The organism is Pseudomonas putida, from assembly GCF_005080685.1.
In the GTDB taxonomy this organism is placed as follows: domain Bacteria; phylum Pseudomonadota; class Gammaproteobacteria; order Pseudomonadales; family Pseudomonadaceae; genus Aquipseudomonas; species Aquipseudomonas putida_V.
Genome location: NZ_CP039371.1, coordinates 4,399,334 through 4,422,149, shown reverse-complemented (window position 1 = coordinate 4,422,149; position 22,816 = coordinate 4,399,334). Strand labels below are relative to the sequence as shown.

The window sequence follows — 22,816 nt, the reverse complement described above, 5'->3', positions numbered from 1 at the left end:
CGTTGGCCCGCGTGAGCGGGCGTGGCTAATGGAAATCGGTGAGCCTGCGACCGGCCGCGAATCGTTCGGGCTGGCCTGCGGGCTGGCGGGTGGCACGGACCACCCGCGTTCTATCTTTTTATGCGCCGACCACAATCGGCTTCGCCAAATTTGGGCGCAGGGTGTCACCTGCAGTTGCAGGCGCGACACCGGCCTCGAACTCGGACCTGAAATACTTGATGGCACTGCCCAGCGGCTCGACGGCACCCGGTGCGTGAGCACAGAAGGTACGGCCTGGGCCGAGGAAGTTGACCAGACCCAGCAGCGTCTCGATGTCTTCGGCGCGGCCTTGGCCTTTTTCCAGGGCGCGCAGCATCTTCACGCTCCACGGCAGGCCGTCGCGGCATGGAGTGCACCAGCCGCACGACTCGCGGGCGAAGAACTCTTCCATGTTGCGCAGCAGCGAGACCATGTTGATGCTGTCGTCAACGGCCATGGCCAGGCCAGTACCCATACGGGTGCCGACCTTGGCGATGCCACCGGCGTACATCTGCGCATCGAGGTGCTCGGGCAGCAGGAAGCCGGTACCGGCGCCGCCTGGCTGCCAGCACTTGAGCTTGAAGCCATCGCGCATGCCGCCAGCGTAGTCTTCGAACAGCTCGCGTGCGGTCACGCCGAACGGCAGCTCCCACAGGCCAGGGTTCTTCACCTTGCCGGAGAAGCCCATCAGCTTGGTGCCGTGGTCCTCGCTGCCTTCGCGGGCCAGCGACTTGTACCAGTCGTTGCCGTTGGCGACGATCGCCGGCACGTTGCACAGCGTCTCGACGTTGTTCACGCAGGTCGGCTTGCCCCACACGCCGACGGCGGCAGGGAAGGGCGGTTTGGACCGCGGGTTGGCGCGGCGGCCTTCGAGCGAGTTGATCAGCGCGGTTTCTTCACCGCAGATGTAGCGGCCGGCACCGGTGTGCACGAACAGCTCGAAGTCGAAGCCCGACCCCAGGATGTTCTTGCCCAGCAGGCCAGCGGCCTTGGCTTCGTCGATGGCGCGGTTGAGGTTCTTCGCCGCGGTGGTGTATTCGCCACGCAGGAAGATGTAGCCACGGTAGGCCTTCAGGGCGCGGGCGCTGATCAGCATGCCCTCGACCAGCAGATGGGGCTGCTGCTCCATCAGCATGCGGTCCTTCCAGGTGTTGGGCTCCATTTCGTCCGCGTTGCACAGCAGGTAGCGGATGTTCATGGACTCGTCTTTGGGCATCAGGCCCCACTTAACGCCAGTGGGGAAGCCCGCGCCACCGCGGCCCTTGAGGCCAGAGTCCTTGACGCTCTGCACGATGTCGTCGGCAGACATCTCGGCCAATGCCTTGCGGGCAGCGGCGTAGCCGTTCTTGGACTGGTACTCGGCAAGCCAGACTGGCTCGCCATCGTCACGCAGGCGCCAGGTCAGCGGGTGGGTTTCGGCCGAACGCGCGATGCGGTTGGCCGGGCCGAAGGAAGTAATGGTCATACGTAACCCTCCAGCAGTTTGGAGACGCCAGCAGGCTGTACGTCGCCAAAGGTGTCGTCGTCGATCATCAGTGCCGGGGCCTTGTCGCAGTTGCCCAGGCAGCACACCGGCAGCAGGGTGAAGCGGCCGTCGGCGGTGGTCTGGCCGAGGCCGATGCCCAGCTCGCTCTGGATCTGGCTGACCACCGACTCGTGGCCGCCGATGTAGCAGACCATGCTGTCGCACACGCGGATGATGTGGCGGCCGACCGGCTGGCGGAAGATCTGGCTATAGAAGGTGGCGACACCCTCGACGTCGCTGGCCGGGATGCCCAGCACTTCGCCGATGGCGTAGATGGCGCCATCCGGCACCCAGCCACGTTCCTTCTGGACGATCTTCAAGGCTTCGATGGACGCCGCGCGCGGGTCCTCGTAGTGATGCATTTCGTGCTCGATGGCCGAGCGCTCGGTTTCGCTCAGGGCGAAACGGTCTGTCTGGATAAGCGTGTTGTTCATGCTTAGCGGTCCACGTCAGCCATAACGAAGTCGATACTGCCCAGGTACGCAATGAGGTCGGCGACCATGCTGCCTTTGATCACCGAAGGGATCTGCTGCAGGTGCGGGTAGCTCGGGGTACGGATCCGGGTGCGGTAGCTCATGGTGCCGCCATCGCTCGTCAGGTAGTAACTGTTGATGCCCTTGGTCGCCTCGATCATCTGGAACGACTCGTTGGCCGGCATGACCGGGCCCCACGAGACTTGCAGGAAGTGCGTGATCAGGGTCTCGATGTGCTGCAGGGTGCGCTCTTTCGGTGGCGGCGTGGTCAGCGGGTGATCCGCCTTGTACGGGCCTTCCGGCATGTTGCGCAGGCACTGGTCGATGATGCGGATACTCTGGCGCATCTCCTCGACACGGACCATGCAGCGATCGTAGGCATCGCCGTTGTGGGCCAGCGGTACTTCGAACTCGAAGTTCTCGTAGCCGGAGTAGGGGCGGGCCTTGCGCAGGTCGAAGTCGCAACCGGTGGCACGCAGGCCGGCACCGGTGGTGCCCCACTCCAGCGCTTCCTTGGTGTTGTACGCGGCGACACCGATGGTACGACCCTTGAGGATGCTGTTCTGCAGGGCGGCCTTGGTGTACTCGTCGAGGCGCTTGGGCAGCCATTCGACGAAGTCCTTGACCAGCTTGTCCCAGCCGCGTGGCAGGTCGTGGGCGACGCCGCCGATGCGGTACCAGGCCGGGTGCAGGCGGAAACCGGTGATCGCCTCGATCACGGTATAGGCGCGCTGACGGTCGGTGAAGGTGAAGAACACCGGGGTCATGGCGCCGACGTCCTGGATGTAGGTGCCCAGGAACAGCAGGTGGCTGGTGATGCGGAAGAACTCGGCGAGCATGATGCGAATCACGTCGACCTTCTGCGGCACCTGGATACCCGCCAGCTTCTCGACCGCGAGCACGTACGGCAGGTTGTTCATCACCCCGCCGAGGTAGTCGATACGGTCGGTGTAGGGGATGAAGCTGTGCCAGGACTGACGTTCGGCCATCTTCTCGGCGCCACGGTGGTGGTAGCCGATGTCCGGTACGCAGTCGACGATCTCTTCGCCGTCCAGCTGCAGCACGATACGGAACGCACCGTGGGCCGAAGGGTGGTTGGGGCCGAGGTTGAGGAACATGTAGTCCTCGTTGGCGCCCTGGCGCTTCATGCCCCAGGCTTCCGGGTTGAAGCGCGCCGATTCCTCTTCGAGCTGTTGCTTGGCCAGGGTCAGGCTGTACGGATCGAACTCGGTGGCACGGGCCGGGTAGTCCTTGCGCAGCGGGTGACCTTCCCAGGTCGGCGGCATCATGATGCGGCTCAGGTGCGGGTGACCGGCGAAGTCGATGCCGAACATGTCCCAGACTTCACGCTCGTACCAGTTGGCGTTCGGCCAGATGCCGGTCACCGATGGCAGGTTCAGATCGCCCTCGCTGAGCGAGACCTTGATCATCACGTCGCTGTTACGTTCGATCGACAGCAGGTGGTAGAACACGCTGAAGTCGGCGGCAGGCAGGCCGCGGCGCTGGGTGCGCAGGCGCTCGTCGACGCCGTGCAGGTCGTACAGCATGCTGTAGGGCTTGGCCACGCCACGCAGGAAGCTGAGCACTTCCTTGAGTTGGGCGCGTTTGACCCACAATACGGGCATGCCGGTGCGGGTTTCTTGGGCGACGAATGCTTCGGCGCCAAAACGGTTGTGCAGTTCGACGACCACATCCTGGTCGTCTGCCTTGTAGGGCGGAATGAAAATAGCGTTGTCCGCTGTCATGGTCTCGGTCGCTTTGGGTCAGCGTTAAGAATGAAGCCAGGCCGCCGGCTCCTTCGGGAGCGGGCGGCAGGTCGCTGGATCAGACTTCGTCGGGGCTGCGCAGGTTGGTTACCGCAATGCGCTGTTCACGACGCAGGTCTTTCTGGGCTGGCATCTCGGCACGGTAAATACCTTGATCACCAACGACCCAGGAAAGCGGGCGTCGTTCTTGGCCGATCGACTCCTGCAGCAGCATCAAGCCTTGCAGGAAAGCCTCAGGGCGTGGCGGGCAGCCGGGCACGTAGACGTCCACGGGGAGGAACTTGTCGACCCCCTGAACGACCGAGTAGATGTCGTACATGCCGCCGGAGTTGGCGCACGAACCCATGGAGATGACCCATTTCGGCTCGAGCATCTGCTCGTACAGGCGCTGGATGATCGGCGCCATTTTCACGAAGCAGGTACCGGCGATGACCATGAAGTCGGCCTGACGCGGCGAGGCCCGGATGACTTCGGCGCCGAAGCGGGCGATGTCATGGGGTGCCGTGAAGGCCGTGGTCATTTCCACGTAGCAGCAGGAAAGGCCGAAGTTATACGGCCAGAGGGAGTTCTTGCGACCCCAGTTGACCGCGCCACGCATCACATCTTCGAGCTTGCCCATGAAGATGTTCTTGTGGACCTGGTCCTCCAGCAGTTGATCGGTGACGGTTTCCCGTTCACCGACCGGGTACTGCTCGTTGGGCGCATCCGGATCGATTCTGGTTAGGTTGTATTGCATGCCAAAGCCTCATTGTTTCAGCTTCGCTTGCCGCTTGCGGCGACCTTCGGGAGCCCAATCGAGCGCCCCGACGCGCCATAGGTAGACAAGACCAGCCAACAGAATTGCTATGAAAACGAGTGCTTCGACGAATCCGGTCCAGCCGCTTTCGCGGACGGACACAGACCATGCATACAGGAATAGGGCTTCGATATCGAAGATCACGAACAGCATCGCGACCAGATAGAATTTGGCGGACAGGCGCAGGCGGGCGCTGCCGACGGGCAGCATGCCGGATTCGAAGGGTTCGTTCTTGGCGCGACCCCAGGCCTTGCTACCGAGCAGGCTGGACAGGCCGAGCATGAAGGCGCACAGGCCGACGACACCCAGGAGGAAGATGGCAAAGCCCCAGTTGTGGGCGATGAGTCCTGCCGAATCGGACATGCTAGAAATCCTTATACAGAGACCCAGCTCTGCAGTCTGAAATAAGTAGAGCAGCGACTTGGTGTCGCAGACGCAGTGACCAAATGTCGCAGCTGAATCAATCGCGCTGATTTTATGGGTAAACCCGGTACAAGTAAAATTTCTGTGGCAATTTTATTCGTAGGATTAAGAACAAAAACCTCGGCTAACTGGCTGAAACCCTTGAGTTTCGGGGATTGCGCACGCTTTTGTTAATTATGTTTCTTGCCGGCTGTAACGAAATGCTAATTCCGTAATGATAATTAATATCATTTAAATGAGTCGGTTTAATTCGCCTGTTTGCCCGCATTACGAAGTTCATGTGCGCGCCTCCCTACTTGCAAATGCGAAAAACTCTCGTTCTACAGGTATTCGATCGGGCGCGTACCGTCCTGGGTCAATGTTTTGTCGATGAGGGGGTCGCGGGTGCCTATATAAGGAAGGCACGCTGGCGTGAAGGGGCAGGTGGCTTGGACGAGGCATGGGCGGTCCTTGCTGCTGTGCTGCCACAAGCATAGACCCGATCCATGATATTGCTGTGTTCGTCTCGGCCCATTCGCGGGCAAGCCCGCTCCTACCGGGCTAGTGCCGGTTCGAGATGCGTGGTGGTCCTGTAGCGAATAGGCCGCAGCAGACAAAAAACAAGGCCCGGGGCGCTGGCGAGCCCCGGGCCTGTTTCAGCACGTCGCTATCAGTGGAACTGCTCTTCCTCGGTAGAACCGGTCAGGGCGGTCACCGACGAAGCGCCACCCTGGATCACAGTGGTCATGTCGTCGAAGTAGCCAGTGCCGACTTCCTGCTGGTGCGCCACGAAGGTGTAGCCCTTGCTGGCATCGGCGAATTCCTGCTCCTGCAGCTTCACGTAGGCGGTCATGTCGTTGCGGGCGTAGTCGTGCGCCAGGTTGAACATGCCGTGCCACATGTTGTGGATGCCGGCCAGGGTGATGAACTGGTGCTTGTAGCCCATGGCCGACAGCTCGCGCTGGAACTTGGCGATGGTGGCGTCGTCCAGGTTCTTCTTCCAGTTGAAGGAAGGCGAGCAGTTGTACGACAGAAGCTGGTCCGGGTACTCCTTCTTGATCGCTTCGGCGAAGCGACGGGCTTCGTCCAGGTCCGGCTTGGCGGTCTCGCACCAGATCAGGTCGGCGTACGGTGCGTAGGCCAGGCCGCGGGCGATGGCCTGGTCGAGGCCGGCACGGACCTTGTAGAAGCCTTCACGGGTGCGCTCGCCAATCACGAACGGCTGGTCGTACGGGTCGCAGTCGCTGGTCAGCAGGTCGGCGGCGTTGGCGTCGGTACGGGCCAGGATGATGGTCGGTACGCCCGATACGTCGGCTGCCAGGCGTGCTGCCACCAGCTTCTGTACGGCTTCCTGGGTTGGCACCAACACCTTGCCGCCCATGTGACCGCATTTTTTCACCGAGGCCAGCTGGTCTTCGAAGTGCACGCCGGCGGCGCCCGCTTCGATCATGTTCTTCATCAGTTCGTAGGCGTTCAGCACGCCGCCGAAACCGGCTTCCGCGTCAGCCACGATCGGCGCGAAGTAATCGATGTAGCCTTCGTCACCCGGGTTCTTGCCGGCTTTCCACTGGATCTGGTCGGCGCGGCGGAACGAGTTGTTGATGCGCTTGACCACGGTCGGTACCGAGTCGACCGGGTACAGCGACTGGTCGGGGTACATGGACTCGGCCGAGTTGTTGTCGGCGGCCACCTGCCAGCCCGACAGGTAGATGGCCTGGATGCCGGCCTTGACCTGTTGCACCGCCTGGCCGCCGGTCAGGGCGCCCATGCAGTTGACGAAATCTTTTTCTGGGCGGAAGGAGGGGTGGGCACCTTCGGTGACCAGCTTCCACAGTTTTTCTGCACCCAGGCGCGCCAGGGTGTGCTCCGGTTGCAGGGAGCCACGCAGGCGAACGACATCGGCGGCGGTGTAGGTACGGGTCACGCCTTTCCAGCGCGGGTTCTCGGCCCAGTCTTTCTCGAGGGCTGCAATTTGCTGTTCGCGTGTCAGTGCCATGGAAATAAACCTCGTCGCATCGATCTTGGGGTAATTGTGCTGATGCTCGGAATGCCGATCAGGGTGCCAGGCGGCTGTCCTGTTCGCAGGCTTGCGGTGCGACGCGAAGGCTCGAAGGGGGAAGGAGGTGCAGGCCTGGCCAAGGTGTGCGCCTGCAGGTCGGCTCGTGGTTGCCTTGCTGCGGTGCGACGCGATTGCCGGTTCTGCGGTGATGCGCTTCCGTCCCTCGGGACAACTTCTTCGTTGCAGTCGCAATCCCGTCGAACCGCCTTGTGGGCCGTATAGACACGAGGTGCCTCCAGGGGTGGGAGGAGGGCGCCTCGAAGGCCCTTGCCAGGGCCCCTGATTAGCGGGAGCGAGGCCATCATGCCCTTGAGAAAAAGAGCCTGTCAAATGTTTTGTAGTGCTTTTTTTCGCTTACTACATCCTTGGTCTGATACGACTCGTCGGTCAGTTTCGAGGCCGTTGGTCGAGGCCTCGAATTGTCTGGGTTCACTCCAGAAGGTCGACTTTTACCCGCAAAGTCATGTTTTCACCCCGTTGAGTGCTGTAGGTGATGGCCGACGAGGACTGGTCGGCCTGACTCTGCTGGTTGTAACCGGCCAGGGTGATCCACTCCCCGAGCCTGCCGGTGATGGTCGTGTCGGTGCTTTGAACTTTCACTACATCTGCGCGTTCGTGACTGATGCGATCATTATTGCTGCTTATTTGCAGACGAACCGTGTCTCCGCTCAAGCTGGGAGTGACGTAGAAACCTTGGGTCACATTGCGGTATTCGGTGTTGCTCTGGATACGCCCGTAGCCGTCGGTGCTGGTGCTGGTAATGGGGATGCTCTGACCGACCTGGATCAACGCCGGCTGACCTTCGCTGGCCTGGATCTGCTGCAGGCCGCCGTCCCGATTGGAGGTGCCATAGCTGATTATTCGGGCGTTGCCGCGGTTGTCCTGGAAGTTGCTGTCGCTGTTGTCGACGCTGATCAACAGGCGCTTGGGGGCGGTATCGAGTTGCTGCAGCAGGGCGCGCAGGTCATCGATGCGTTCAGGGCTGGCGTTGACGATGAGCTTGTTCTCGAAGGCGCTGACCGTTCCGTCCTTGCCCAAGAAACCCTGAGCCGTCGGCAGTAGTTCGGTGCTGGTACGGTACTGCAATGGCAAGACTTCGGTGGCAGCCTGGGCGGCCAGGCTGCCCGCCAGGAGCAAGGCGGCGATGAGGGGGCGTAGCGGCATGTGGGTGATCTCCGCGAGTGGAATCATCATGATGGCAAAATTTGTCGGTATCGTGCCGGCTGTGCATCACAGGCTGTGTTTTATCTCGAATTATCCTATAGGCTATAAATTATAGTTACGGTGATAAATGAGGATATTGACATGAGTCCATCGCGTCCTATGTTCCGCCGCGAGCAACTGGCCCAGGCCCTGGCGCGCGACTTGGCCGGTGAATCGTTGGTCGACTTCAGCTCTGGCATGTTCCTCGCCGCGCCGCGACGTACCGGCAAGAGTACCTTCCTCAACAACGACTTCATTCCAGAGTGCGTGCGACGCGGTTGGCTGCCGGTGTACGTTGACCTGTGGTCGGACCGCGATGTCGACCCGGCCACGTTGATCAGCGGCGCCATCGGTACCGCCCTGGCCGGTTTCGAGGGCGCCTTGGCGCGCACTGCGAAAAAAGCCGGCATCGACAAGATCAACCTGTTGCGCACCTTGAGCTGGGACTTCACCCGCCCACAGCTGCCGGCCGGCACCACCCTGGCCCAGGCCCTCGCCGTGTTGCACCAGGTGTGCGGGCAGATGCTGGTGCTGATCGTCGACGAGGCTCAGCACGCCCTCAACAGCGAGGAGGGGCTCAACGCCATGTTCGCCCTCAAGGCGGCACGCGACCACCTCAATCGCGGTGATCGTCCCGATGGCCTGCGCCTGGTGTTCACCGGCTCCAGCCGCGACAAGCTGGCCAACCTGGTGCTCAAGAGCAAGCAGCCGTTCTACGGCGCCAGCATCACGCCGTTCCCATTGCTGGGCCGGGATTTCGTCGAGTTCGTCACCACGCTCTGGAACGGTCGCCTGGCGGCGAGCAACCAGTTCAAGGTCGAGGACCTGGAGTACGCCTTCGAGTGCGTAGGGCGGCGCCCGGAAATGCTCGGAAAGCTGCTCACCGAAGTGAGCCTTGGCTTGGGTGAGGCCGGCAACCTGGGCCAATTGCTGCGCACTGGTGCGCTCAACCACCAGGCCGGGGTATGGAGTGACTACGAAAGCGCCTGGAACGATCTGTCGCCCCTCCAGCAGGCCGTGCTGCATGTGATGGCCGAGCGTACGCTGGGGCGGCAGCCCTTTTCGCCCTTCACCGAGCAGACCCTGCTCGAGGTCAATTGCAAGCTGGAGCACGCCCAGGCGCAAGCCAATGCCAGCACCGCCAATGTGCAAAAGGCCTTGGATGCCCTGCGGGACAAGGAGCTGGTATGGAAAGCCAACCGCGGCGAGTACGCCCTGGAGGACGGCGCCATGGCCGAATGGTTGAGCCGCGGCGGGCACGCGCGGTCATAGCGGTGGCTGCTGTCAGACAAATTCCGTAACATCGCGGGCCTCGATTTTTATCCGGCCCCCATCCCGGCCCTGTGCGCTGCACCTGGCTACAGGGGGCAGCCACAGGACGCCCATGAAAACCGCCAGACTCCGCGCCGACGTGCTTGCCGGCCTCACTACCTCGTTCGCCCTGGTGCCCGAGTGCATCGCCTTCGCCCTGGTAGCCCACCTCAATCCACTGATGGGGTTGTACGGCGCCTTCATCATCTGCACCCTGACCGCGCTGTTCGGTGGTCGCCCGGGGATGATTTCGGGCGCGGCCGGCTCGATGGCCGTGGTGATCGTCGCCCTGGTGGTGCAGCACGGTGTGCAGTACTTGCTGGCCACGGTGTTGCTCGGCGGGTTGGTGATGATCCTGTTCGGCGCGTTGCGCCTGGGCAAGCTGGTGCGCATGGTGCCTTATCCGGTGATGCTCGGCTTCGTCAATGGCTTGGCCATCGTCATCGCCATGGCCCAGCTCGAACACTTCAAGGACGGTGAGCGCTGGCTCAGCGGCACGGCGCTGTACCTCATGGTTGGCCTGGTCGCGCTGACCATGCTGGTGGTGTATGTGCTGCCCAAGCTGACCCGCTCGGTGCCGCCAGCGCTGGTGGCGATTCTCGGCGTGGGCCTGCTGGTGTATTTCCTGGGGCTGCCGACGCGCACCCTCGGCGACATGGCGCACATCGCCGGTGGCCTGCCACAGCTTGCGCTGCCGCAAGTGCCGTGGAACCTCGAAACCCTGAAGATCATCGCCCCGTACGCGGTGTTGATGGCCATGGTCGGCCTGCTGGAAACTCTGCTTACTCTCAATCTCACCGACGAAATCACCGAGAGTCGCGGCTTCCCGGACCGCGAGTGCGTGGCCCTGGGCGCCGCCAACATGGTCTCGGGTCTGTGCGGTGGCATGGGCGGCTGCGCGATGATCGGCCAGACCGTTATCAACCTCAGCTCCAATGGCCGGGGCCGGCTGTCGGGTGTGGTCGCCGGCGTGATGATCCTGCTGTTCGTGCTGTTCCTGTCGCCGTTGATCGAGCGCATTCCACTGGCGGCGCTGGTCGGGGTGATGTTCGTGGTGGCGCAGCAGACCTTCGCCTGGGCCTCGCTGCGGGTGCTGCACAAGGTGCCGGTCAACGACGTGCTGGCGATCGTTGCAGTGACCGTGGTCACGGTGTTCACCGACCTGGCCATGGCGGTGCTGTTCGGTATCGTCATCGCTGCGGTGAACTTCGCCTGGCAGCATGCGCGCGAGCTGTATGCCGACAGTCGTGAAGACGCCGAGGGTGGCAAGCACTACCAGGTGCACGGCACCTTGTTCTTCGCCTCGACCGCGCCGTTTCTCAGCCAGTTCGACCCAGCAGGCGACCCGGCCAAGGTGACGCTTGACTGCCAGCACCTGCGGTTCGTCGATTATTCGGCGGTGGCTGCGTTGAAGACCTTGCGCGAACGATATGCCAAGGCGGGTAAGCACCTGCGGGTGGTGCATTTGTCGGAGCGTTGCAAGAAGCTGTTGAAGCGGGCGGGGGAGCAGCATTAGAGAAAGTGGTCGCCTGGGCAGGCCCTTTTGCGGACAAGCCCGCTCCTACAGGATCCCCACCGACATCAAAATCGGGGCAGTACCTGTAGGAGCGGGCTTGCCCGCGAAGAGGCCCGCCCAGACACCGCAAATCACTCCCCGCGGTTTTTCTTAACGATCGCATCGGCAATGCTCGCCGGTGCCTCTGCGTAACGGGTGAACTCCATCGAGTAGCTTGCCCGCCCCTGGGTCATCGAACGCATCGATGTGGCATAACCGAACATTTCGCCTAGCGGCACCTCGGCCCGGATCACCTTGCCAGCCGGGGTTTCGTCACCATCCTGGATCATCCCGCGGCGCCGGCTCAGGTCGCCCATGATATCGCCCTGGTACTCCTCGGGCGTGACCACCTCGACCTTCATCACCGGCTCGAGCAACACCGCGCCGCCTTTCTGCGAGAGCTGCTTGGTCGCCATCGAGGCGGCGATCTTGTAGGCCATCTCGTTGGAATCGACATCGTGGTAGGAGCCGTCGAACACCGCTGCCTTCAAGCTGATCAGCGGATAGCCGGCCAGCACGCCGTTCTTCATCTGCTCCTCGATGCCTTTCTGAATGGCTGGGATGTATTCGCGCGGCACCACCCCGCCGACGATCTCGTTGATGAACTCCAGCCCTTCCTTGCCTTCGTCACCCGGCGCGAAGCGGATCCAGCAATGGCCGTACTGGCCACGCCCGCCGGACTGGCGGACGAAACGGCCTTCGATCTCGCAGGTGTTGCGGATCTTCTCGCGATACGCCACCTGCGGCTTGCCGATGTTGGCTTCGACGTTGAACTCGCGGCGCATGCGGTCGACGATGATGTCCAGGTGCAGCTCGCCCATACCGGAAATGATCGTCTGGCCGGTCTCTTCGTCGGTGCGCACCCGGAACGAGGGATCTTCCTGGGCCAGCTTGCCCAGGGCGATGCCCATCTTTTCCTGGTCGGCCTTGGTCTTGGGCTCCACCGCCACGGAAATCACCGGGTCGGGGAAATCCATGCGTTCGAGGATGATCGGTTTGTCGATGTCGCACAGGGTGTCGCCGGTGGTGACATCCTTCATGCCGATCAGCGCGGCGATATCGCCCGCGCACACGTCCTTGATCTCGGCGCGTTGGTTGGCGTGCATCTGCACCATGCGGCCGATGCGCTCCTTCTTGCCCTTCACCGAATTGAGCACGGCATTGCCTGAGCTGAGTACCCCGGAGTACACGCGGGCGAAGGTCAGGGTGCCGACGAACGGGTCGGTTGCGATCTTGAATGCCAGGGCGGAGAACGGCTCGTTGTCGTCGGCGTGACGCTCCAGGTGCTTGTCTTCGTGGTCCGGGTCGGTGCCGCGAATCGCCGGGATCTCCGAGGGCGCGGGGAGGTAGTCGATGACTGCGTCGAGCATCAGTGGCACGCCTTTGTTCTTGAACGACGAGCCGAGGATGGTCGGCACGATCTCGTTGTTCAGGGTGCGCTTGCGCAGACCCGCCTTGATCTCGTCGATGGTCAGTTCCTCGCCGTCGAGAAACTTCAGGGTCAGCTCGTCGTCGGCTTCGGCTGCCGCCTCCACCATGTGCGCGCGCCACTCGTCGGCCAGCGCCTGGAGTTCAGCGGGGATCGGCTCTTCGCGGTAGCTGGTGCCGTTGTCGTCATCGTTCCAGTAGATGGCCTTCATCTTCACCAGGTCGATCTGGCCGATGAAGTTCTCCTCGCTGCCGATGGCCAACTGGATCGGCACCGGGTGGTGGCCCAGGCGCTGGTCGATCTGCCGGACCACGCGCAGGAAGTCGGCGCCCTGGCGATCCATCTTGTTGATGTAGGCCAGGCGCGGCACGTGGTACTTGTTAGCCTGGCGCCAGACCGTCTCCGATTGTGGCTCGACCCCGTCGGCGCCGCTGAACACCACCACCGCGCCATCGAGCACGCGCAGCGAGCGCTCGACTTCGATGGTGAAGTCGACGTGGCCGGGGGTGTCGATGATGTTGAAGCGGTAGCGATGGGCGAACTGCTTGGTCGAGCCTTGCCAGAACGCGGTGGTGGCGGCCGAGGTGATGGTGATCCCGCGCTCCTGCTCCTGGGCCATCCAGTCCATGGTCGCGGCGCCATCGTGCACCTCGCCCATCTTGTGGTTGACGCCCGTGTAGAACAGGATGCGCTCGGTGGTGGTGGTCTTGCCGGCGTCCACGTGGGCGACGATGCCGATGTTACGGTACAGCTCGATAGGCGTTGTGCGGGCCATGGTCGACTACCTGCGGCAGATGCGGGGATTCTCCCAAGGTAGCAGACCGGGAGAATCCTGCCGCGCCGCCGGACGTCAGTCGGCCTGGGCTTGCAGCATCCACTGGCCATCCACTTCGCGGGTAAGGCCGCTGGCCGGCAGCAATGCCAGCAGGCGCGGGTGCAGGGCGGCCTCGGTGAAGGTCTTGAGCGTGGCCAGGTCGAGCGCGCCGATCGGAGTGAGGTCGGCCTTGGTGTACGACAGCCAGGCTTTTTTCAGCACCTGCAGCACATCGCTGCCGGCAGTGCTGGCGAAACGGCGGTGCAACTGGCGGCCTTCGAGGTCGAAGCTGTGCTGATGGCTATAGCTGGCCGGGTCGCCACCTTCGCTGCAGCGGTGGCAGGTGCATGGGCCGTCGCCGAAGGCGTTGCGCAGGTAGTTGTTGAAGTCCACGACGGGCTTGAGGGTCAGGCGTTTGTCGACCTCGAACAGGTCGGCGATCAGGGGTTCTTCGGCGCTCACTCGGTGTCCTCGTGTGGTGTGGCGTGCATCGCGGGCACCCTAACAGATTGGGGGCGGGGAGGCCATTTGGAATCTCCTGTTGCAGGCCTGGCCTCTTCGTGGGTTTATCCGCGAACAGGCCGCTAGAGACAACCGCCAGTACCTGCCGTACTCTACGCGCCCGTATCTCCAACATAGTCACCGAGGTAACCCCGCTTGAGCACCAAGTACCCGTACATCGCCACCGTCACCGTCAGCGCCGAAGACCGTGGCGGCGACACCGAGGCCTCGGAAAACCCCAACATGCGCGTCGGCCTCGAGGCGGTGACCGAAACCCTGAAGAAGGTCCATTTCGTCGGTACGCTCGCGGCTCCGGAAAAAAACGCCACGCACATCTGCGTGACCTTGGAGAACGGCCTGACCTACTACGGCCCGATCGTCAACGGCCACGCCGAACTCGAAGGCGGCTGGATCGCCTTCGAGTCCGACATGCTCACCCCCGAGGAGCTGGGCCTCTAAGGCTCATCCCAGTTCCGCCAGGCACTGCTCGAGGATATCCAGACCTTCCTCGAGCACCTCGGCCTCGACGGTCAGCGGTGCCAGCAGGCGAATGACGTGTCGCGCCTTGCCGCTGGGCATCAGCAGCAATCCCTTGGCCCTGGCCACTTCCAGTACCTTGGCCAGTTGCGTCGGCGCAGGGCTGCCATCGGCATTGACGAATTCGATGCCACGCATGGCGCCGACACCGGTCAGGCGACCGATGAACGGGCTCAGTCCAGTAGCCTTCCACCGCGCATGGCGGCTGACGATGGCCTGTTCCTGGCGCTCGCCCCAGGTGGCGATGTTCTCGTCGCTCATCTGCGCAAGGCTGGCCAGTGCTGCCGCGCAGGCAATCGGGTTGCCCGAATAGGTCCCGCCCAGGCCGCCCTTGGGCAATGCCGCCATCAATTCCTTGCGCCCAACCACTGCGCCCAATGGCATGCCTCCGGCGATGCTCTTGGCCAGCAGCAGCAGGTCCGGCTCGATGCCCAGGCGCGGGAAAGCGAAGCGCTGTCCGGTGCGGCCGAAGCCCGACTGGATCTCGTCGATGATCAGCAAGATGCCGTGCTCGTCGCACAAGCGCCGCAGGGCCTGGGCAAAGGTCGGGTCCAGGGCCAGGAAGCCCCCTTCGCCCTGCACCGGCTCAAGAATGAACGCCGCCACATCCTCCACTGCCAATTCCACGCTGAACAGGCGGTCCATGGCGTTGAGCGCCTGTTCGCAGCTGACGCCGGTATCGGCGCTGGGGTAGGGCAGGTGGTACACCGGCCCAGGCAGGTCACCGACGCGTTGCTTGTACGGCGCGACTTTGCCGTTGAGGTTCAGGGTGGCCAGAGTACGGCCGTGGAAGCCGCCATCGAAGGCGATGATCGCGCGTTTGCCGGTGGCGCCGCGGGCCACTTTCAAGGCGTTTTCCGCAGCCTCGGCGCCGCTGTTGGTGAGCATGCCGGCCAGCGGATAGCCCACGGGCACGAACTGGCGCAGGCGCTCCATCAATTCCAGGTACGGGCCATGCGGCGCGGCGTTGAAGGCGTAGTGGGTGAGGCGACCGGCCTGGGCCTGGATGGCCGCGACCACGGCGGGGTTGCAATGGCCCAGATTGAGTACGCCGATACCGCCGACGAAGTCGATATAACGTTTACCATCGGTATCCCATACTTCGGCATTGCGGCCATGGGAAAGGGTAATCGGATGAACGATGGCAATGGATTGGCTGATACTTTCCTGATTCATGAGCACGCGGACCTTGTTCGAGTTGCTTAATATCCAAGCGTGCCGGGGTATTATTCCGCAAACGAATTATTGGATTGCGGTCATTCCATGGATTCATGAACTTTTCGATTGGCGGGGGTATTTATCGGCCCTTTCGCGGGCAAGTACAGGCCCACTCAATCCCCCTCAGCCACCCGCTTGCGAATCCACTGCACGAAGGCCCTGACCTTGGGCACCTCGGCCGCATGCTCGGCATGGGCGATGAAGTGCCGCCCATTGCTGGCCACCGGGTGGTCCCAGGCCACCACCAGTTTGCCCTCGCTCAACTCCTCGGCAACCAGGTAACGCGGGATCAGGGCAATTCCGCAGCCGGCGATGGATGCGCGGATGCACAGGTAGAACGTGTCGAAACGCGGCCCGTGGTAACTGTTCTGGCTATGCAACCCCAGGCCGAGAAACCATTCGTGCCAGGCCTCGGGCCGCGACGCGCATTGCAGCAAGCGGTGCTCGGTGAGTGCCTGGGCACTGTCGAAGCGGTGCCTGGCCTGCAGTTGTGGGGCGCACACCGGCACTACCTCCTCGCTGAACAGCTCGATGCAGGTCGCCCCGGGCCAGGTGCCCTGGCCGAAGAAAAAGGCGATGTCGGCCTTGGCCTGCACCAGGTCGAATGGCTCCAGCTCGTTGCGGATGTCCAGGTGGATACGCGGGTGGCGCTCGCCGAAACCCTTGAGTCGGGGCACCAGCCAGCGGGCGCCGAAGGTCGGCTGGGTGGCGATGCGCAGTACCTCGGTCTCGTCGCCGTAGCTGAGGATGTAGCGGCTGGAGATGTCGATCTGGGTGAGGATCTTGTTCACCTCGGCCAGGTACAAGGCGCCCGCCGGCGTCAGGTGCAGGCGCCGGCGAATCCTCTGGAACAGCGAGTGCGCGAGCATTTCCTCGAGCTGCGCCACTTGCTTGCTGACCGCGCTCTGGGTCAGGTGCAGCTCCTGGGCGGCGCGGGTGAAGCTCAAGTGCCTGGCAGCGGCTTCGAAGCACTGCAAGGCTGTGGTTGAGGGCATCAGGCGTTTGGACATGGCGGGCGCATACCGAGCAAAAAAGGAAGGAGTTCATTCCGTATCGGAATCATGTGCTTCGAAAAGGTCGTTTGTTGACCCGGGCCTATAGATTAATACTGACCTCGATCAACGATGACAACCGGTGTTGCGAAGTCGGAGGAAAGTGCACGCCACTGCGATCAGAACAACAAGAACAGCAACATCACCTACCCGAATTCTGCTCCAACTCTTCAGCCGCCCAACGTAGCGGCCGACCCATTCGAGGGTTCTCCATGGCTTCGCTAGACAATAAAAAACAGCGTTCCCTGCAGCACGGCCTGACTTCCCGTCAGGTTTCCATGATTTCGATCGCCGGCATCATCGGCGCCGGCCTGTTCATCGGCTCGTCGAACGCCATCGCCACCGCTGGCCCGGCCATTCTCATCTCCTATGCCATGACCGGCCTGCTGGTGCTGCTGGTGATGCGCATGCTGGGCGAAATGGCCATCGCCAACCCCAACAGCGGTTCGTTCTCCACCTACGCCAGCGAGGCCATCGGCCCCTGGGCCGGTTTCACCATCGGTTGGTTGTACTGGTGGTTCTGGGTGCTGATCATCCCGGTCGAGGCCATCGCCGGCGCCGATATCCTGCATGCCTATTTCCCAGCCGTGCCGTCGTGGTTGTTCGCCTTCCTGATCATGGTCGTTCTGTCGGGCACCAACCTGGTCAGCGTCAAGAACTTCGGTGCATTCGAGTATTGGTTCGCCCTGGTCAAGGTGATCGCCATCCTGGCCTTCATCGTCGTCTGCAGCCTGGCCGTGTTCGGCTTCTGGCCGCTGGCCGAGGTGTCCGGGGTCAGCCGCCTGTGGGACAGCGGCGGCTTCATGCCCAACGGCTTCGGCACGGTGCTCGGTGGCGTGCTGATCACCATCTTCTCGTTCTTCGGTGCCGAGATCGTCACCATTGCCGCCGACGAGACCGCCAACCCCAAGGACAAGATTCGCCGCGCCACCAACCTGGTGGTGTACCGCATCGCCATCTTCTACCTGGCGTCGATCTTCCTGGTGGTGTCGCTGGTGGCCTGGAATGACCCCAACCTGAAAGCTGTCGGCTCGTTCCAGCGCGTGCTGGAGGTGCTCAACGTGCCAGGTGCCAAGCTGCTGGTCGACCTGGTGGTGCTGGTGGCGGTGACCAGTTGCATGAACTCGGGCTTGTACACCGCATCGCGCATGCTCTATTCGCTCGGCGCCCGGGCCAGGCCCTGAGCATGACCCAGCGCATTTCCGGCGCTGGCGTGCCCACCGTGGCGGTGATCCTCTCGACCCTGGCAGGCTTCGTCGGCTGCTTCGTCAACTACGTGCTGCCGGGCAAGGTGTTCGGCTTCCTGCTCTCGACCACTGGCGCCATCGCCTTGCTGGTGTACCTGGTGATCGCTGTTTCGCAGCTACGCATGCGCGCCCGGGCCGAGCGCGAAGGGCGGGGGCTGGAGTTGAAGATGTGGTTGTTCCCATGGCTGACCTGGGCGGTGATCGGCACCATCGTGATGGTGCTGGGCTATATGCTGTTCAGCGAAGCCTACCGCTACGAAACCCTGATGACCGCTGGGGTGACCCTGTTCATCCTGCTGGTGTCGCTGACCCAGCGCAGCGGCAGGGTAGTCGCGCAGGCGGCCTGACGTTTCTGCTTTAATGGGGGCGTTGCGCGCCCCCATTTCAACAAGTACAGGAAGCGTATGAACTCACATCCACTGTCCCTCCAGGCGTTGGCCGCGCCAGAAGGTATCTGCTACGGCTGCGGTTGCTCCCACCCCAGCGGCCTGCACCTTGAAAGCCATTGGGACACCGACGGCATCCACCTGCTGTGCCGCCACTCACCCGACAGCACCTTCACCGGTTGGCCTGGGCTGGTCTACGGCGGGCTGCTGGCCATGTTGGTAGACTGCCACTCGAACTGGACGGCAATGGCCTATCACTACCGTGCCGAAGGCCGCGAACCGGGCAGCCTGCCGCGTATCGACTGCGTCACCGGCACCCTTGGCATCAGCTACCTGAAACCGACGCCCATGGGCGTGGAACTGTTGCTCAAGGCGCGAGTGGAGGGCGAGGTCGGGCGCAAGAGCCGGGTGATCTGCGAGGTCTGGGCCGGCGATGTGCTCACGGTCAGCGCCGACTCGGTGTTCGTACGGGTCGATACCGAGAAGCTCAAGCTCAAGGCTCACGGGCAGGTTTAGGATTGGGACGTATCTTGAAACTGTCGCAGCTGACTTGCGCTTCCTGGTCTCCATAGCCCCAAGGGAAGTCGAAGCTGCCCTCAAGCGACTGCATGATGAAGTCTATATCTTTCACTTCGAATGTTCCGGCTTCAATCAACAGTACGTTTTTGCCGTAGAGACCGAACTCGACAAAAATAAGCCCTTCGTCCTCGTTTTCGTCTTCAAGCTCGTAGGATCGTTGTCTCGGTTCGCTTTGCCCTGACAACCTTAGCCAATACGTAGGTTCGTCTCCCTGAAGTTCGCTGATGGCTTCAATCTTGAAGCCATCATCCCACCAATCCTGACTTGTCACCGTAAACAGCATCTGCTGAACTTCTGCTCGCTGCTTGCTCGTCAGCTTGATTTGAAGGGTGTTGGACATGGCCTTTTCTCCTGATTGGAGGTTCTCATTCTCAGTGAACTTCGTCGGTCTCGAAGCCAAGGCAGTTGACGGTGACCCGTTGCGTGCCGTGGACGCAGCTGAAGTTGAACTCGCCCGACAGCCAATGGAAGCGGTAGTTGATGTGGGTGAGCAGGAAGTCGCCTTCATATATAGGCTCGGGCTGCTGGTCATGGGCGCCGAATTCGACCTGTACGCGACCGTCCCAGTTATCGTCGCTCTCGAGTATATAAAAGCCTGGTTCAGGGCCCTGTTGCCCGATCAGGTGCATCCAGTAGCCTTCGCCCTCCGCCTCGATACGAAAGCCATCGTTCCACCAGACCTGGCGGCGGACCTGCAGTCGCCCAGGTGCAGTTCCCGCAGTGCTATCGATCGTCAACCGAATCTCGTTGAGCATCCTTTCCCTCCCAGCTTGCGCTTCGCTGCGCGTCTGGCCAACACGCTAGGGGGGAAATGAGTGGGCGTCTACTGATAAAAATGCCAGGTACCGGCCAGGTTCAAAAAATGTGACTCAGCAGCCAGTACAGGCTACCGGCCAGCAACATGGCCGCAGGCAGGGTCAATACCCAGGCCAGCAGCAGGTTGATCAACGTGCGTTTCTGGATGCCCGAGCCGGTTGCTACCATGGTCCCGGCGACGCCCGAACTCAACACATGGGTGGTCGATACCGGCAGCCCGAACATGTCCGCCGCGCCGATGGTGCACATCGCTACCACTTCGGCCGAGGCGCCCTGGGCATAGCTCAGGTGGGTCTTGCCGATCTTCTCGCCCACGGTCACGACGATGCGTCGCCAGCCGACCATGGTGCCCAGGCCCAGGGCGATGGCCACCGCCACCTTGACCCACAACGGGATGTAGCGGGTGGCGTCGTCCAGCTGGGTCTTGAGCAGTTGCAGATGGCTGCGGGTGTCGGAGTCGAACACCACCAGCTTGTTTTTCTCGATCAGGCGGATGGTTTCACTGGCCAGGTACATGTCATTGCGCACGTTGGCCATGGCTTCGGCCGGCACCGCCTTGAGCGAGCCGTAGCCCTCGACCTGGGCGCCGATCTCGCCGGTCAGTTCGGCCAGGGCCGGTATCAATTGGGGGGTGGCCTTGGGGGCGGAAATGAAAGCCGTCAGCGTGTGCCGCACATCTGCCGGCGGCGTTTGCGGATCGGTGCGTACCAGCGCCTGGCGGGTGACTTCGGCGACAGCGGAAAACTGCAATGCCTGTTCAGCGGGCATGGTCTTGTTCAGTGCGTATGCCATGGGCAGGGTGCCCACCAGGATCAGCATGATCAGGCCCATGCCTTTCTGGCCGTCGTTGGAGCCGTGGGCGAACGACACGCCGGTGCAGGTCAGGATCAGCGCACTGCGAATCCACCAGGGTGGCGGGGTTCGGCCCTCCGGGGCCTGGTACAGCTCCTTGCGCTTGACCAGTGCACGTAGCGCAAGCAACAGCAGCGCCGCACAGGCGAAGCCGATCAGTGGCGAGAACAGCAGCGCATAGCCGACCTTGCTGGCCTGGCTCCAGTCCACCCCGCTGGTGCCATCGCGCCCATGCATCAAGGCGTTGGCCACGCCCACACCGATGATCGAGCCGATCAGCGTGTGCGAGGACGAGGCTGGGAGGCCCAGCCACCAGGTGCCGAGGTTCCAGATGATCGCTGCCAGCAGCAAGGCGAAGACCATGGCGAAACCGGCCGAAGACCCCACCTTTAGGATCAGTTCGACCGGTAGCAGGGCGATGATGCCGAAGGCCACCGCGCCGCTGGAGAGCAAGACGCCAAGAAAGTTGCACAGCCCCGACCATACCACCGCCACCGGCGCTGGCAGCGAGTGGGTGTAGATCACCGTGGCGACGGCGTTGGCGGTGTCGTGGAAGCCATTGACGAATTCAAAGCCCAGGGCGATCAGCAAGGCCAGGCCTAGCAGCAGGAACGGCGTGACCGTGGTGACCACCGTGCCGCTGGCGCTGACGTCCTGCTTGAGGCTCCAGGCGGTATAGGCGATACCGGCCATGAGCAGGCCGAAGAACATGACGAGCGTGGCGCGCCCGGGTTTATGCGAAAGCTCCGGGCGGGAATCGCGTTGGGCCAGTGGTTGCTGGCTGGCCAATGACGGGGTTGCCATGATGGCTCCGAATGGCGTGTGGCGAAGGTGCCGAGGGCCTTGAGCTTAGAAACAATTCACCGGGGCGACGTGACCTTGGTCAATGAATTGCCTAGTCTCAAGACAGGCGGTCAGGAACGAAATACAGCATGATCCGGTGCAAACGTGTCTACCAGGCGGCAGAGCGGGGTGATGGCCAGCGCATACTGGTCGACCGCCTGTGGCCACGTAATCTGCGCAAGGAGGCCCTGCATGGGCAGTGGCTGCGGGAGGTGGCGCCGACGTCCGAATTGCGCAAGGCGTTTCATCAAGGCGAAGTCGATTTTGCCGGTTTCACCCAGCGTTACCGCGGCGAACTGGCCGCGCATCCCCAGCACTGGTACCCGCTACTGGATCTGGCCGCCAAGGGCGACTTGACCTTGCTGTACGCCGGCAAGGACACCGAGCACAACAATGCGCGGGTGCTCGCCGATTGGCTGGAGGACGAACTGGAGCGCCGCGGGCCAGCAAATTCGCCGGTATGCTATGCGCAATGAATGGCCCCTAACCTGCCAACCCGAGCCTGCATGCGATGCCTCTTGCCCTAGTACCTGCAGACCTGAGTCACCGCACCTTTGCCCGTGACCTCACCCGTCGGGCCATGCTGCCTTATTACCGCGAGTTCGACCTGCTATGGATCGAAGAGGCCTTCGACGAAGCCTGGGGTTGGCGCGAGCAATGGCTGGTGACCGAGGACGATACCGTACTGGGCTATTGCAGCCTGAGCCAGGACCGCCAGGCCTTGTTCATCCGCGAACTGCATCTGTTGCCCGAGCAACGGGGGCGTGGCGTTGGCAGCTGGGTGCTGGAGCAAGTGGCGGATTGGGCGGCGCAACGCCATTTGCCGCTGGTGCGCCTGATGGTGTTCGCCAGCAATCCGGCCCGGCGCCTGTACCTGCGTCATGGCTTCGTCGAGATGGGCGCCGACGCCTGTTTCGTGCGCATGCAACGCACCCTTGGTCAGGCTAGTGGCGTAATGGTGGCTTGCGAGGAGAAGCCTTGATGGGCATAGTGTCCGATGATCGCCCACTGGAGAGTGGGCCCCCCCTGATGTCAAGCAAGCAAGGAGAGGTTTGGTATGAATGGACTCGGTTCACGCCTGAGGGAGGAGCGTGAGCGCCTGGGCATGACCCAACGGGTGTTTGGCGATATCGGTGGTGTCGAACCCAACGCCCAGGGCAAGTACGAAAGCGGCGAACGTACACCTCGGCTCGACTACCTGGCGGCCTTGGTCAACCGGGGCGTGGATGCTCTCTACGTGCTCAGCGGCGCGCGTACCCCGGTACCTCTGGGCAACCTTTCCGATGCAGAAGCCGGACTGTTGGGGGCGTTCCGCCAGTTGCCGGCAACCGACCAGGCGGCGTTGCTGCATTTGTCCGAGCGCCTGGCAGGAGAAGGTGAAACCCGTCAAGCACCGGGCTTGCGCCGGATTTGATGTCGGACATTTCGGAAGGA

At 62.5% G+C, this 22,816-nt stretch carries 21 protein-coding genes and 1 pseudogene; 8 read left to right on the top strand and 14 right to left on the bottom strand.

Annotated features, from left to right (window positions below):
- Window positions 1-118 precede the first annotated feature (118 nt).
- From nuoF to E6B08_RS20400, 7 genes are all read right to left on the bottom strand, one after another.
- On the bottom strand, window positions 119-1,483 hold the full coding sequence (gene nuoF / locus E6B08_RS20430) for an NADH-quinone oxidoreductase subunit NuoF (protein WP_133331888.1): 1,365 nt from the start codon (window positions 1,481-1,483) through the stop codon (window positions 119-121).
- Window positions 1,480-1,977: an NADH-quinone oxidoreductase subunit NuoE gene (gene nuoE / locus E6B08_RS20425; RefSeq protein WP_045188416.1), complete on the bottom strand. Its 498-nt coding sequence runs from the start codon at window positions 1,975-1,977 to the stop codon at window positions 1,480-1,482. Before nuoE ends, nuoF begins: the two co-directional genes overlap by 4 nt.
- A 2-nt stretch (window positions 1,978-1,979) precedes the next feature.
- Window positions 1,980-3,761, bottom strand: a complete 1,782-nt coding sequence (gene nuoC / locus E6B08_RS20420) for an NADH-quinone oxidoreductase subunit C/D (RefSeq protein WP_136915682.1) — start codon at window positions 3,759-3,761, stop codon at window positions 1,980-1,982.
- 79 nt (window positions 3,762-3,840) lie between these two features.
- Window positions 3,841-4,518, bottom strand: coding sequence for a NuoB/complex I 20 kDa subunit family protein (locus E6B08_RS20415; RefSeq protein ID WP_136915681.1), 678 nt, complete (start codon window positions 4,516-4,518; stop codon window positions 3,841-3,843).
- Window positions 4,519-4,527: 9 nt separating this feature from the next.
- On the bottom strand, window positions 4,528-4,941 hold the full coding sequence (locus E6B08_RS20410; RefSeq protein WP_011534614.1) for an NADH-quinone oxidoreductase subunit A: 414 nt from the start codon (window positions 4,939-4,941) through the stop codon (window positions 4,528-4,530).
- A gap of 709 nt (window positions 4,942-5,650) precedes the next feature.
- Window positions 5,651-6,976, bottom strand: a complete 1,326-nt coding sequence (gene aceA, locus E6B08_RS20405) for an isocitrate lyase (protein ID WP_012315229.1) — start codon at window positions 6,974-6,976, stop codon at window positions 5,651-5,653.
- A 492-nt stretch (window positions 6,977-7,468) separates the two neighbouring features.
- On the bottom strand, window positions 7,469-8,203 hold the full coding sequence (locus E6B08_RS20400) for a secretin N-terminal domain-containing protein (protein WP_136915680.1): 735 nt from the start codon (window positions 8,201-8,203) through the stop codon (window positions 7,469-7,471).
- 141 nt (window positions 8,204-8,344) lie between these two features.
- Here E6B08_RS20400 and E6B08_RS20395 point away from each other — a divergent pair, with 141 nt between their 5' ends.
- Both E6B08_RS20395 and E6B08_RS20390 read left to right on the top strand, forming a co-directional pair.
- Complete coding sequence (locus E6B08_RS20395) at window positions 8,345-9,514, top strand: hypothetical protein (protein WP_136915679.1); 1,170 nt, start codon at window positions 8,345-8,347, stop codon at window positions 9,512-9,514.
- A gap of 112 nt (window positions 9,515-9,626) precedes the next feature.
- A complete protein-coding gene (locus E6B08_RS20390) occupies window positions 9,627-11,069 on the top strand; it encodes a SulP family inorganic anion transporter (protein ID WP_136915678.1) in 1,443 nt (480 codons plus the stop codon).
- Between the two features lie 131 nt (window positions 11,070-11,200).
- Here the strand turns inward: E6B08_RS20390 and fusA are convergent, their stop codons facing one another.
- Together fusA and E6B08_RS20375 are read right to left on the bottom strand one after the other, a co-directional pair.
- Window positions 11,201-13,312, bottom strand: coding sequence for an elongation factor G (gene fusA / locus E6B08_RS20380; RefSeq protein WP_136915677.1), 2,112 nt, complete (start codon window positions 13,310-13,312; stop codon window positions 11,201-11,203).
- A 75-nt stretch (window positions 13,313-13,387) separates the two neighbouring features.
- On the bottom strand, window positions 13,388-13,813 hold the full coding sequence (locus E6B08_RS20375; protein WP_136915676.1) for a hypothetical protein: 426 nt from the start codon (window positions 13,811-13,813) through the stop codon (window positions 13,388-13,390).
- Window positions 13,814-14,008: 195 nt separating this feature from the next.
- Between E6B08_RS20375 and E6B08_RS20370 the strand changes: the two genes are divergently transcribed.
- Complete coding sequence (locus E6B08_RS20370) at window positions 14,009-14,311, top strand: hypothetical protein (RefSeq protein WP_136915675.1); 303 nt, start codon at window positions 14,009-14,011, stop codon at window positions 14,309-14,311.
- A 3-nt stretch (window positions 14,312-14,314) separates the two neighbouring features.
- Here the strand turns inward: E6B08_RS20370 and E6B08_RS20365 are convergent, their stop codons facing one another.
- A complete protein-coding gene (locus tag E6B08_RS20365; protein ID WP_136915674.1) occupies window positions 14,315-15,565 on the bottom strand; it encodes an aspartate aminotransferase family protein in 1,251 nt (416 codons plus the stop codon).
- Window positions 15,566-15,720: 155 nt separating this feature from the next.
- Window positions 15,721-16,617: a transcriptional regulator GcvA gene (gene gcvA / locus E6B08_RS20360; protein ID WP_136915673.1), complete on the bottom strand. Its 897-nt coding sequence runs from the start codon at window positions 16,615-16,617 to the stop codon at window positions 15,721-15,723.
- A gap of 254 nt (window positions 16,618-16,871) precedes the next feature.
- On the opposite strand from gcvA, the pseudogene E6B08_RS20355 reads away from it, so the two are divergent.
- Window positions 16,872-18,253, top strand: a pseudogene (locus tag E6B08_RS20355) (amino acid permease).
- 57 nt (window positions 18,254-18,310) lie between these two features.
- The gene (locus E6B08_RS20350) at window positions 18,311-18,808 is read left to right on the top strand and encodes a PaaI family thioesterase (RefSeq protein ID WP_136915672.1); all 498 of its coding nucleotides are present in this window, start codon (window positions 18,311-18,313) and stop codon (window positions 18,806-18,808) included.
- On the opposite strand, the gene E6B08_RS20345 is transcribed toward E6B08_RS20350, so the two are convergent.
- The 3 genes from E6B08_RS20345 to E6B08_RS20335 form a co-directional block, all read right to left on the bottom strand.
- Window positions 18,786-19,211 (bottom strand): hypothetical protein, encoded by a 426-nt coding sequence (locus E6B08_RS20345; protein WP_136915671.1) that lies wholly within the window; start codon window positions 19,209-19,211, stop codon window positions 18,786-18,788. The genes E6B08_RS20350 and E6B08_RS20345 overlap by 23 nt on opposite strands.
- Window positions 19,212-19,242: 31 nt before the next feature.
- Window positions 19,243-19,626 (bottom strand): hypothetical protein, encoded by a 384-nt coding sequence (locus tag E6B08_RS20340; RefSeq protein WP_136915670.1) that lies wholly within the window; start codon window positions 19,624-19,626, stop codon window positions 19,243-19,245.
- A gap of 100 nt (window positions 19,627-19,726) precedes the next feature.
- Complete coding sequence (locus E6B08_RS20335; RefSeq protein WP_136915669.1) at window positions 19,727-21,343, bottom strand: inorganic phosphate transporter; 1,617 nt, start codon at window positions 21,341-21,343, stop codon at window positions 19,727-19,729.
- A gap of 128 nt (window positions 21,344-21,471) precedes the next feature.
- Between E6B08_RS20335 and E6B08_RS20330 the strand changes: the two genes are divergently transcribed.
- The 3 genes from E6B08_RS20330 (at window position 21,472) to E6B08_RS20320 (ending at window position 22,796) form a co-directional block, all read left to right on the top strand.
- Window positions 21,472-21,858, top strand: coding sequence for a DUF488 domain-containing protein (locus tag E6B08_RS20330; protein ID WP_136915668.1), 387 nt, complete (start codon window positions 21,472-21,474; stop codon window positions 21,856-21,858).
- A gap of 35 nt (window positions 21,859-21,893) precedes the next feature.
- Complete coding sequence (locus tag E6B08_RS20325) at window positions 21,894-22,364, top strand: GNAT family N-acetyltransferase (protein WP_136915667.1); 471 nt, start codon at window positions 21,894-21,896, stop codon at window positions 22,362-22,364.
- Between the two features lie 75 nt (window positions 22,365-22,439).
- Entirely contained in the window at window positions 22,440-22,796 is a 357-nt protein-coding gene (locus E6B08_RS20320) for a helix-turn-helix domain-containing protein (protein WP_136915666.1), read from the top strand.
- Window positions 22,797-22,816 lie beyond the last annotated feature (20 nt).